The following is an 11,358-nucleotide window of genomic DNA, read 5'->3' as shown; positions in this document are numbered from 1 at the left end:
CTATGGCGCTAAGTCTGGATATTCTTGCTGAGCTGGCGGAGATCGCCGCGGGTTCAGAACTGCAACGTGCGCGTGAAACACGCGATGCGGCCACTCGCCATGCCCAGGGCAGCTATGAAGCACTGTTCAGTGACCAGGAGCACGCCTTTGCGCTGGACGAACGCTTTATTGTGGCGGCGAAAGTGGCGAAGTGGCACGAAGCCAACGATCTGGCGGCCCATTACGCCAGTTTTGGTCTTGCCGACCCGACTTCTGCCCGCCTGACACCGGCGCTGGAGTTCGCACGGTTGCTGACTTTTTCCCCGGTGGAAGCGACGCCGCAGGCGCTGAAAACGCTGACGGCGGCGGGCTGGAACAAAGAGAGCATTGTTACGCTGGCGCAACTGGTGGCGTTTGTCAGCTTCCAGAGCCGCCTGCTGGCCGGGTTACGTTTGCTCAATGGCAAGCCCGTTTCCTCCAGCGGAAAACCGGTGGTGGCAGGTATCTGGCATACCACACCGACCACGCAAACCGGGAAACCCGCGCCGGTGCAGTTTACTCAGCAGGAACTGGGCTGGGAACCGTGGATTGCTGCGAAACCGCTGGCGGAGTTTACAGCGGCTGAACAGGCGATTCTGGCGAAATTCGGCCATACCGATTCTGACTATTTTCGTCTGTTAGGCCGCAATCTTCCGGTGCTTGAGCAACGCACGTTGACGGATAAGGGCATCTTCTACACCCCTGGCGGCTTGCCGCGCGCCGAGCGTGAGCTGGCGGCGACGGTCACCAGTAAAATTAATGGCTGCATCTATTGCGCTTCAGTCCATGCGCGCAAAACCAGCCAGTTGTCGAAGGATGATAATGCCGTAGAGACGCTGCTTGCTGTGCAACCAGGAGATATTCTGAGTGCCGGGCAATCAGCACGCTGGCAGGCTGAAATTGATGCCGCCGCCGCCCTGTCGGTGACGCCACCGGCACTGACAACGCAGCATCAGGCAAAGCTGAAAGAACAGGAGCTGGACACTTTGCAGCAGCTTGATCTGCTACAGTCCGCCGCGTTTTTTGCCTGGGCCAACCGTCTGATGCTTACGCTGGGGGAACCCTGGTTGCCCTGAAGGTGTCGCCGCTGGGTAAGCGTCGTGCTTACCCGTTTTTTTATGCCTGCGCGACAGATTCAGTTTTCAGCTTTGTTTTCAGCCGACCATACACCAGCAATGCGCTCATGGCAGCAAAGGTCAGCACCGCTGCTGGCAGCGTAAGATAGCGATAAGTCAGGCCGAAAGTGATGATCAAGCCACCGAACCAGGCGCCCACCGCGTTACCGAGGTTGAAGGCCATTTGCCCCCCGGCGGCGCCCAACATCTCACCGCCCTTCGCATTTTGCAGCAGCATAATTTGCAGCGGCGCGGAGAGCGCAAACAGGCCTGCGCAGCAGATAAAGCCAAGCGACAGCGCCCCGACTTTGTTTTCTCCGGCGACAAACAGCGCCAGCATCGCCAGCATAATGAAAAACTCAGTTGCCGCCGCAATGCGTAAGGGGCTGAATTTGACGGAGAGCTTGCCGCTGAACATATTCCCCAGCACCATTCCCAGCCCCATCAGCGTCATGATGAAGGTCATCGAGGCTTCGGAGAAGCCAGAGACAGTGACCATAAATGGTTTCACGTAGCTGAACCAGGCAAACACACCGGCATTGCCAAACATCGTGGCGGCGAAAATCAGCCACGGTTCGGGTTTTTTCAGGAAATGAAACTGCTCGCGCAGGCGGCTTTCGGTGTTATCAAACAGCGCCGGAACCCAGAAGATCACCGAGACAATCACGGCGATGTCGAACAGCGAAATCAGTAAGAAGGTGTATCGCCAGCTAAAGCTGTGACCGATCCATGTACCCAGCGGAATACCGATCAGGTTCGCGACAGTCATGCCAGCGATCATACCTGCCACGGCCATCGTCACCTTGCCGGGTGGAGCAATTTTCGACAGGATAATTGCGCCAACGCCAAAGATTGCCCCATGCGGAAAACCGGAAATTAAGCGGGCGATAATCAGCATCGGATAAGCGCTGGAGAACGTGAACATGGCATTACCGATGACGCACAGCACCACCAGAAACAACAATATGTTTTTCAACGAAAACCGGTTGGAAACAAGCGCCATGATCGGTGCGCCGATCACCACGCCAGAGGCGTAAGCCGAAATCATATGTCCTGCCGACGGAATCGAGATGCCGACATTGGAGGCCAGTTCCGTCAACACGCCCATAATGCCAAATTCCGCCATTCCCAGACCAAAGGTCGCAAGTGCCAACGAAAAAATCGTTTTTTTCATACTACAAACCACTTGTTAAAAGAGTGTTGCGGGCATTATTGACCATTCAACCACAGCAGACCAGACGAAAAGCCGCGCCTGACACATTAATCCATAAAATCAGATAACAACATGCAGCCCGCAGGATTATGTCGGTCATCTGCGCAGGGAAAGAAGCTGTGTTGTGGGTGCCATTGATGCGCCTGGCGATATAGATAAAAAACCCGCTCCGAACGGGCGTCCGGAGCGGGTTTAAAGTCACTTGATCCCTTCGGTGCTCTCTTTTTTCGCTTCCAGACGCTCCACGTCGTTATACCAGCGCGGATGGTGCTTCTGCGCCCAGCGGCGGCTTACCTTCCCTTCGATCATGCCTTTAATGGAGCCTTTCACCCAGAAAGCCATATACATATGGATGAGGATGGCATGGATCAAAATAATGGCGGATGTCGCGTGCAGCAGCAGGCTGTAGCGGATCACCTGAATCGGGAAATACTGTGCAAAGTAAGGACGCCAGATGATGACGCCGGTCACCAGAAGCACGGTTATCATGCTCATGATGGTCCAGAACATCATCTTTTGTCCGGCATTGTATTTTCCGACCTTAGCGACCTTGTGCTCATTCCCCTTCAACACTTCGACGATGTTTTTCAGCCACGGCAGATCTCTCTTGTCCGGGATGTTGTGATGCACAAAGTGCACAAACATAAACATCAGCGCGAAGAAGATCGCCACACCAAAGAAGGGATGCAGAATGCGCCCCATCTGCGGCGTACCGAAGGTTTCCGTCAGCCACTGTAATGTCGGGAAGAAAAACGAGATGCCGGAGAGCGCGACCAGAAAAAAGCAGATCACCACTGTCCAGTGACAGGCGCGATCGATAAATTTGGTGCGCACAATCATTTTTGACTTACTCATGATGATCCTCTTCGTCGTCATCCACTTCTTTGTTCGGCCCAATTCCGATGTAGTGGTAAATCAAACCGGCGAACGTGGCGAGGAATCCCGCCGCCGACAGCGGTTTCAGCACCCCTTTCCACAGATTGACCGAGGTATCGATACGCGGATTTTCCGGCAAATTGTGGTAAAGCTGCGGCTGGTCAGCGTGGTGCAGCACATACATCACGTGTGTGCCGCCGACGCCCTGCGGGTTATAGATCCCCGCGCTGGCGTAACCGCGCGCTTTCAGCTTCTCTACCCGCTGTTCGCCCAGCGCCAGCATTTCCGCTTTGGTACCAAAATGGATAGCGCCGGTCGGGCAGGTTTTCACGCAGGCAGGCTCCTGGCCGACGCTGACCCGATCGACACAGAGCGTACATTTGTAGACCCGGTTATCCTCTTTATTGAGGCGCGGGACGTTAAACGGACACCCGGCGATACAGTAGCCGCAGCCGATACAGTTATCCTGCTGAAAATCGACAATACCGTTGGCGTACTGAATGATCGCGCCCGCAGAAGGACACGCCTTCAGGCAGCCCGGCTCGGCACAATGCATGCAGCCATCTTTGCGGATCAGCCACTCCAGTTTCCCATTCTGCTCGGTTTCGCTAAAGCGCATCACCGTCCAGGATTTAGCGCTCAAATCGGCCGGGTTGTCGTAAACCCCGACGCAGTGCCCCACTTCATCGCGGATGTCGTTCCATTCTGAACACGCCACCTGGCAGGCTTTGCAGCCCACGCAGGTGGAAACATCGATAAGCTTGGCAACTTCAGCCTTATAATCACGCGCCCGTGGGGGCGGCGTGATCGGGTTGGTCGCGGAGCGCTTAAGAATGTCCTGAGTTTCCATCGCCATAATCTCGCTCCCTTACGCTTTCTCGATATTCACTAAAAACGCCTTATATTCCGGTGTTTGCGAGTTCGCATCACCCACGTTCGGCGTCAGGGTATTGGCGATGTAGCCTTTTTGCGCCACACCTTCAAAACCCCAGTGCAGCGGAATACCAATGGTTTCCACCGGCTGTCCATGAACCTGCAACGTGCGCAGCCGACGCGTGACAACCGCCACCGCGCGAATAAAGCCGCGCTTGCTGCTGACCCGTACGCGATCGCCGTTGCTGATGCCTTTCGCTGCAGCCAGCGTTTCGCTGATTTCAACAAACTGCTGCGGCTGGGCAATCGCATTCAGGCGCGCGTGCTTGGTCCAGGTGTGGAAATGTTCCGTCAGACGATAAGTGGTGCCGACATACGGGAATTGCTCCTTTTTCCCCAGCCGTTTCACATCGTCCTGATAGATGCGCACAACCGGGCTGGAGACGACATTCGGATGCAACGGGTTGGTTCCGAGCGGGGTTTCCATCGGTTCGTAATGCTCCGGGAATGGCCCTTCTGCCAGCTTGTCGAGGGCAAACAGACGCCCCAGCCCTTCCTGCTGCATAATAAACGGCCCGGTATTGCTGCCCGGCGGCGCGGTGTTGAAGTCCGGAATGTCGTTACCGATCCACTTCGTACCGTTCCACTGAATCAGCATCCTTTTCGCATCCCACGGTTTGCCCTGAACGTCAGCCGACGCGCGGTTGTAGAGCACGCGACGGTTGAGCGGCCAGGCCCATGCCCACCCCAGCGTATTCCCCAGGCCGGAAGGATCGGCATTATCGCGATTGGCCATCTGGTTACCCTGCTCTGTCCAGCTACCGCTGTAGATCCAGCAGGATGATGCCGTTGAGCCGTCGTCACGCAGCAATGCAAAGCTGTTCAGCAGTTGCCCTTTCTTCGCCAGCAGTTGTCCGTTGGCATCATAGAGATCCGCCAGCGCGTAACCGTTGTTCTCTTTCGCCACCTCTTCCGAATGTGGATTGTGCGGCTGGCTGTAGTTCCAGCTCATCTTCAGTAACGGCTCTGCGCCTTTACCGCCTTCGGTGCGGTACATTTCACGCAGGCGGTGGTAAATCCCGGCGAGAATTTCACCGTCATTCAGCGCTTCACCCGGCGCATCCTGGCCTTTCCAGTGCCACTGTAACCAGCGACCGGAGTTGGCAATGGAGCCATCTTCTTCGGCGAAGCAGGTCGACGGCAAACGGAACACCTCCGTCGCAATGGTTGCAGGATCGACATCATTCATTTCGCCGTGGTTCTGCCAGAAGTTCGCGGTTTCGGTCACCAGCGGATCGATGACCACCATGTACTTCAATTTGCTCAGCGTACTGACGACTTTGTTTTTGTCCGGGAAGGAGGCCACCGGGTTAAAGCCCTGGCAGATATAACCCGTCACATCGCCTTTCGCCATCATATTGAAATACTTGATAACGTCGTAAGACTGATCCCACTTTGGCAGCCAGTCAAAGCCCCAGTCGTTCTCCTTCTGTGCCGCGTCGCCGTAGAACGATTTCATCAGGCTGACGAAGAATTTCGGATAATTACTCCAGTAGTTAACCTGATCCGGCAACAGCGCTTTCGGCGTATTGGCCGTCAGATACTGTTGCAAATCGACCTGTTTTTCCGAAGGCAGCGTCAGGTAGCCCGGCAGGCTGGTCGAAAGCAGTCCTAAATCCGTCAGCCCCTGAATGTTCGAGTGGCCGCGCAGCGCATTCACTCCACCGCCCGCCATCCCCATATTGCCGAGCAGCAACTGGATCATCGCCATGGTACGAATGTTCTGCGCACCGACGGTGTGTTGTGTCCACCCGAGCGCGTACAGGAACGTGGTCGTTCTGTCCGCCGCGCTGGTTGAGGCCAGCACTTCACACACTTTCAGGAAGTCTGCTTGCGGCGTACCGCAAATGTTTTCGACGGTTTCCGGGGTATAGCGATCGACATGCTGTTTCAGCAGGTTCCACACGCAGCGCGGATGGCTGAGCGTGTCGTCACGTCTGGCATAGCCGTTTTCATCGAACTGATAGTTCCACGAGGTTTTATCGTACTGGCGCTTTTCTGCGTCGTAGCCGCTGAACAGACCATCTTCAAAGGCAAAATCATCGCGCACCAGTAATGCGGCGTTGGTGTAATGTTTGACGTATTCGGCGTTGATCTTGTTGTTTTCAATCAGATAGCGCAGCACGCCGGAGAGGAAAGTAATATCCGTTCCGGAGCGTATGGGCGCATAGATGTCCGCCACTGATGCCGTGCGCGTAAAGCGCGGATCGACAACAATCAGCGTGGCATCATTGTTATTTTTGGCTTCCATCGCCCAGCGGAAACCGACCGGGTGGGCTTCAGCGGCGTTACCGCCCATCACCATCACCACATTCGCGTTTTTGATATCAACCCAGTGGTTGGTCATCGCACCGCGACCAAATGTTGGAGCAAGACTTGCTACCGTTGGTCCGTGTCAGACGCGCGCCTGGTTATCTACCGCCAGCATGCCGAGGGAGCGCACAAATTTCTGCGTCAGCATGCCGGTTTCGTTACTGGCCGCTGAAGCGCAAAGCATACCGGTGGAAAGCCAGCGATTGACTTTCACGCCTGCGGCGTTGTTTTCCACGAAATGCGCCTCGCGATCGTCTTTCATTAACCGGGCGATGCGACTAAAAGCCTCCTCCCAGGAGATGCGCTGCCACTTATCGGAGCCTGGCGCGCGGTATTCCGGGTAGCGCAGCCGGTTTTCACTGTGTACGTAATCAAGCAGGCCAGCCCCTTTCGGGCATAACGCGCCGCGACTGACCGGATGATCCGGGTCGCCTTCAATGTGATAAATCGCTTCTTTGGCGTTCTTCGCGCCATCACCCAGGCTATACATTAATAGCCCGCAACCCACGGAGCAGTATGTGCAGGAGTTTCGGATCTCTTTTGCGCGCAGTAATTTATAATTTCGCGCCTGAGCCAGCGCCATTTTCGGGGCGAACCCTAATGCGGCAACTGTGGTTCCGGCCATACCGCCCGCGCAGATTTTGAAAAATTGTCTGCGGCTGACGTCCATTGCTTTCCTCATTATTTGTCTTCGACTGCGGCGGGAAACTAAACATTCCGGCAGGCGAAATAATTGCGGTAAATCAATAACGCCGGATGGCTGACCCCTAATAGTCGCACTTATCGGATTTTATTAAGCCATAAGGAGTAGATGGCGCAGTGATGAATTCACCCCAGGTCATTAATTCGTGTTATAAGTTGAGGCTTTGTTTTCGCCGATAAAGTGCAGCAATGAACAGAAAACGTGCAACGTTAATTGGTTTACTGGCGGTATTATTATGGAGCACCATGGTCGGTTTTATCCGCGCTGTCAGTGAAGGTCTTGGGCCAGTTGGCGGCGCGGCGCTGATCTATACCCTGAGCGGTATCCTGCTGATCTTTACCGTCGGGTTTCCCGATTTACGGCGCTTCCCTCGCAAATATCTGCTGGTCGGCAGCCTGTTATTTGTTAGCTATGAACTCTGTCTTGCCCTGTCGTTGGGATTTGCCGCAACCCGCCAACAGGCAATCGAAGTGGGAATGGTCAATTATTTATGGCCGAGCCTGACCATTCTTTGCGCCATATTATTTAACGGACAAAAATCGACTTTCTGGGTTATTCCAGGGCTATTACTTGCTTTACTTGGCGTTAGTTGGGTGCTTGGCGGCGAGAACGGTCTGAATATTGCTGACATCCGGGAAAATATTATTTCCAGCCCGCTCAGCTATGCGCTGGCATTTGCCGGGGCATTTATCTGGGCAATTTATTGTACGGTAACGGCCAAATATGCGCAGGGCGCCAATGGCATTACGCTGTTTGTTCTGCTGACGGCGGCAACGCTATGGGTGAAATATGCCTTCTCACCGCAACCGGAGATGGTTTTCAGCCTGTCGGTAACGGTGAAATTAGTCATGACGGCGGTGGCGCTGGGCTTTGGTTATGCGTCGTGGAATATCGGTATTCTGCACGGCAATGTCACGGTGCTGGCCGCCGCTTCTTACTTTACTCCGGTGCTCTCTTCGGCGCTGGCCGCCATGATGCTGAACGCCCCGCTCTCTTTCTCCTTCTGGCAGGGCGCTGTGATGGTGTGCGGCGGGTCGCTGCTCTGCTGGTGGTCGACCCGCCAGGTATCCCGCACGGCGTAAGCGGGCTGCCACTATTTATGCTTCACCTGCGCAAGGCTAAACCAGATGCCGACCGCCAGCAGCATGAGTAATGCGCCTGCGGTGCTCAGCGCAACGCTGTGCGAGCCGGTAAAGGCCGTTTTGGCGGCGCTAATGATTTGCTGCGCCATCAGCGGTTGTGCATCCTGCGCCAGGCGAAACGCCTCGCCAATGGATGAGGAAGCCTGGGCGGCCTGTGTGCTGCTCAGCCCTTGCGGTAACTGGATCGACGCGGCGAAACTGCGGCTCAGGATCAGGCCGAATACGGCGATCCCCAGACCTGCGCCAAGCTCATAGGCCATCGACTCAATTGCTCCGGCAGCAGCCGCTTTCTCCGGCGGCGCTGCCGCCATAATCGCAGCGGTAGAGGCCAGCAACGCGCTGGCGGCGCTGAATCCCAGCAGCGCCATCAGGCTTCCGGCTTGCCACGGTTGGGTAGCGAAATCGGTCATCGATAAGCCGAGAAAACTTAGCGCGCTGAGCGCCATACCGCCCGTCGCCACGCGACGCAGGCCGAGTTTTGACACCAGTATTCCGGCTATCGGCCCGCTAAAACCGCTGGCCAACATCAGCGGCAGCATAAACATTCCGGCGGCGAAGGGCGTAAAACCATGGACAAATTGCAGTTCCTGCGCCATCAGCAATTCAAAACCGACCAGCGTCACCATGGCGGTAATCGCCATCAACGCCCCGGTCAAAATCACGCGATGGGTAAAGAGGCGCATATCGATCATCGGCGTGGCGGCGGCAAGCTGGATACGCACAAAACCGGTCAGCAGCGCCGTGCCGCTTATCAGCGTGCCGACAATCATCCACAGTGGTAACGTCCCTTTCATCGCTGTTTTTGCGCTCCATACCAGCAGCAGGATGGCGACAATCAGCACCAGCGCCTGGTTCAGATGCAGCGGCTGTTCAGCGCGACCGGCCTGGCGCGGCACATAGCGGGCGGTCAGGATCATCACGCCGATCACAATCGGTACGTTGAGCAGAAAAACCGATCCCCAGTAGAAATGTTCCAGCAAAATGCCACCAATCAATGGCCCGAACGCCGCGCCGCCAGAACCGATCGCCGCCCAGACGCCCAGCGCGGTATTACGATGCCGCGCTTGCGAAAAGGTGGTGCGAATACCGGCCAGTGTTGCCGGAACAATCATCGCCGCGCCGACGGCCAGCAGTGCGCGTGCGGCGATCAGTTCGCTGGCGCTGGTGACCAACGCGGCCAGCAGCGATGCGCTGCCAAACAGTGCGCTGCCGATAAGCAGCAAGCGTTTAAAGCCGATTTTGTCGCCCAGTGCGCCCATCGGCAGCACCATGCCCGCCATCACCAGTGAGTAGATATCAATAATCCACAGTAGCTCATTTCCGCTGGCGTTCAGCTCCGCGCTGAGCGTTGGCGCGGCAACATGCAGCACCGTTGCATCAATCGCTACCGGAATATAAACCAGCACAATAATGACCAACGTTAACCACTGACGAAACATAACTTCTCCGTAATTGTTTAATTCTGGACGCGCGTCCAGAAAGGGCGATCCTACGCAATGTTGAACGCATGTCCAGCTTTTTGTTACACTCCGTTTCGCATCCATTGAACCGAGGTTATATGCGCTATTTAAACCGCGACGATCGCCGGGAGGTGATCCTCAAAGCCGCCATGCGCGTCGCGTTAGCGGAGGGATTTTCCGCCATGACAGTGCGCCGAATCGCCACCGAAGCCGGGGTGGCGACCGGGCAAGTCCACCACCATTTCGCGTCGGCAAATGCGTTAAAGGCGCAGGCTTTTATTCGTCTGATTGACGAACTGCTGAATGTGGAGCTGTTACCCGCCAGCGCGCCGTGGCGCGATCAACTGCATGCCATGCTGGGCAGCGATGAAGGTGGTCTTGAACCCTATGTGCATTTGTGGCGCGAAGCGCTGCTGCTGGCGAATAAAGATCCGGAGTTCAAAGGGGCTTATCTGACCACCCTCGAAATGTGGCATGTCAAAGTGGTTCAGTTGATAAACCTTGGCCGCGCGGCGGGCGCGTTTTCCGACAGCGACAGCGCCGAAAATATCGCCTGGCGTTTGATTGCGCTGGTCTGCGGTATGGACGGGATTTGCATGCTGGGCATGCCAGATGTCGATGAAGCGGCCTTCAATCGCCATCTGGCGGTAATGATAGCAAAAGAGCTGTGTTAAGCGTGTTCACCGTTTAAGTCGAAGCGGCTCATGACCGCTTCGAGTTGCTGGACGCTGAAACCGTACTGCGGATCGCTGACGCCCAGCCCGAAACGTGTTTGCAAGGTTTCGTACAACGCCGGAACATCCGCCAGCACCTTATCTTCCTCAACCTGCCCTTTTTTCCAGTGCGTGAAGTGGAAATTGGTCAGCGTCAGCTTTTCGCCGTCCGGCAGATGGCGGCACATCAGCAGATGGTGGCGAAAATGCGATGCGGGCCAGTGGGCGGAATGGAAATTACCCATCACGAAATCGGCCTGGTACTGCGGCCCGATTTCAAACTGATACATCGATTGCCAGCGTTGATGATGGCGGAACTGCAACACCCAGTCTTCACCTGCGCGTTGCAGCCGATAAAGACCGTGCGGCGTTGCCTGTTCCACCTCTGCCAGCAGACGAATCGGCGCGGTCAGGGTTTGCCCGCCAAAACCGACATCGGCAATCCACTGCTCACCCTCCAGGGTAACCAGCAGAACGCGATGGGTGCGCGGCGGCATCTGTGGCGGATTGGAAATGATCACCCGCCCTAACAGGCTGCGTACCGTAAAACCGACCTCTTTCAGCGCACGTTCAAACAGCCCGTTCTGCTCAAAGCAGTAGCCGCCGCGCCGGGCGACGACCAGTTTTTGAAAGAGGGCTTCATCGCTGAGTTCGATTTCACGTGGCAAAACAACATCAAGGTTTTCAAAGGGAATGGCGCCGTTATGCTGCAAATGCAGCGCCCGCAGCGTTTCAAGTGAGACATCGGGCGTAAAATTCCAGCCAATCCGGGCCAGATAAGCGGTCAAAAAAGGGGTCATACAGGCTCCTTGTGCGTGGTGTCCCTTTGTTATACCGCATTTTTTTGCGCCGACAGGCGATTTCGTGCCCTC

The 11,358-nt window shown here is 55.9% G+C and carries 9 protein-coding genes; 3 read left to right on the top strand and 6 right to left on the bottom strand.

Translation table 11 applies throughout. The features are described from left to right. The first annotated feature begins 2 nt into the window (after positions 1–2). Complete coding sequence (locus CWM66_RS00485) at positions 3–1,094, top strand: alkylhydroperoxidase domain protein (RefSeq protein WP_007375090.1); 1,092 nt, start codon at positions 3–5, stop codon at positions 1,092–1,094. A 40-nt stretch (positions 1,095–1,134) separates the two neighbouring features. Here CWM66_RS00485 and araJ read toward each other — a convergent pair whose 3' ends face one another. The 4 genes from araJ to fdnG all read right to left on the bottom strand — a co-directional run bounded on the left by araJ (position 1,135) and on the right by fdnG (position 7,138). Next, on the bottom strand, positions 1,135–2,307 hold the full coding sequence (araJ, locus tag CWM66_RS00480; RefSeq protein ID WP_035885691.1) for an MFS transporter AraJ: 1,173 nt from the start codon (positions 2,305–2,307) through the stop codon (positions 1,135–1,137). A gap of 237 nt (positions 2,308–2,544) precedes the next feature. Next, positions 2,545–3,201 (bottom strand): formate dehydrogenase-N subunit gamma, encoded by a 657-nt coding sequence (gene fdnI / locus CWM66_RS00475; RefSeq protein WP_007375092.1) that lies wholly within the window; start codon positions 3,199–3,201, stop codon positions 2,545–2,547. Beyond that, positions 3,194–4,078: a formate dehydrogenase subunit beta gene (gene fdxH / locus CWM66_RS00470; protein ID WP_007375093.1), complete on the bottom strand. Its 885-nt coding sequence runs from the start codon at positions 4,076–4,078 to the stop codon at positions 3,194–3,196. The genes fdnI and fdxH overlap by 8 nt, the downstream gene beginning before the upstream one ends. Positions 4,079–4,090: 12 nt before the next feature. After that, positions 4,091–7,138, bottom strand: coding sequence for a formate dehydrogenase-N subunit alpha (gene fdnG, locus CWM66_RS00465; protein ID WP_146159916.1), 3,048 nt, complete (start codon positions 7,136–7,138; stop codon positions 4,091–4,093). Positions 7,139–7,359: 221 nt separating this feature from the next. On the opposite strand from fdnG, the gene yddG reads away from it, so the two are divergent. Next, positions 7,360–8,253 (top strand): aromatic amino acid DMT transporter YddG, encoded by an 894-nt coding sequence (gene yddG / locus CWM66_RS00455; RefSeq protein ID WP_007375096.1) that lies wholly within the window; start codon positions 7,360–7,362, stop codon positions 8,251–8,253. 11 nt (positions 8,254–8,264) lie between these two features. Here yddG and CWM66_RS00450 read toward each other — a convergent pair whose 3' ends face one another. Beyond that, positions 8,265–9,752, bottom strand: a complete 1,488-nt coding sequence (locus CWM66_RS00450) for a SmvA family efflux MFS transporter (protein ID WP_107146111.1) — start codon at positions 9,750–9,752, stop codon at positions 8,265–8,267. A 119-nt stretch (positions 9,753–9,871) separates the two neighbouring features. On the opposite strand from CWM66_RS00450, the gene CWM66_RS00445 reads away from it, so the two are divergent. Continuing rightward, the gene (locus CWM66_RS00445; RefSeq protein WP_007375098.1) at positions 9,872–10,447 is read left to right on the top strand and encodes a TetR family transcriptional regulator; all 576 of its coding nucleotides are present in this window, start codon (positions 9,872–9,874) and stop codon (positions 10,445–10,447) included. On the opposite strand, the gene CWM66_RS00440 is transcribed toward CWM66_RS00445, so the two are convergent. Beyond that, on the bottom strand, positions 10,444–11,286 hold the full coding sequence (locus tag CWM66_RS00440; protein WP_007375099.1) for an arylamine N-acetyltransferase: 843 nt from the start codon (positions 11,284–11,286) through the stop codon (positions 10,444–10,446). The genes CWM66_RS00445 and CWM66_RS00440 overlap by 4 nt on opposite strands. Positions 11,287–11,358 lie beyond the last annotated feature (72 nt).

This window comes from Kosakonia sp. H7A, from assembly GCF_003028445.1.
In the GTDB taxonomy this organism is placed as follows: Bacteria; Pseudomonadota; Gammaproteobacteria; order Enterobacterales; family Enterobacteriaceae; genus Kosakonia; species Kosakonia radicincitans.
The sequence above is the reverse complement of the archived record's forward strand: the minus strand, read 5'-3'. Positions and strand labels throughout refer to the sequence as shown.

Bases quoted from the DNA above. Each gene is read 5' to 3' on its own strand.
- CWM66_RS00485 (WP_007375090.1), top strand. From the start codon at position 3: ATGGCGCTAAGTCTGGATATTCTTGCTGAGCTGGCGGAGATCGCCGCG.
- araJ (WP_035885691.1), bottom strand. From the start codon at position 2,307: ATGAAAAAAACGATTTTTTCGTTGGCACTTGCGACCTTTGGTCTGGGA.
- fdnI (WP_007375092.1), bottom strand. From the start codon at position 3,201: ATGAGTAAGTCAAAAATGATTGTGCGCACCAAATTTATCGATCGCGCC.
- fdxH (WP_007375093.1), bottom strand. From the start codon at position 4,078: ATGGCGATGGAAACTCAGGACATTCTTAAGCGCTCCGCGACCAACCCG.
- yddG (WP_007375096.1), top strand. From the start codon at position 7,360: ATGAACAGAAAACGTGCAACGTTAATTGGTTTACTGGCGGTATTATTA.
- CWM66_RS00450 (WP_107146111.1), bottom strand. From the start codon at position 9,752: ATGTTTCGTCAGTGGTTAACGTTGGTCATTATTGTGCTGGTTTATATT.
- CWM66_RS00445 (WP_007375098.1), top strand. From the start codon at position 9,872: ATGCGCTATTTAAACCGCGACGATCGCCGGGAGGTGATCCTCAAAGCC.
- CWM66_RS00440 (WP_007375099.1), bottom strand. From the start codon at position 11,286: ATGACCCCTTTTTTGACCGCTTATCTGGCCCGGATTGGCTGGAATTTT.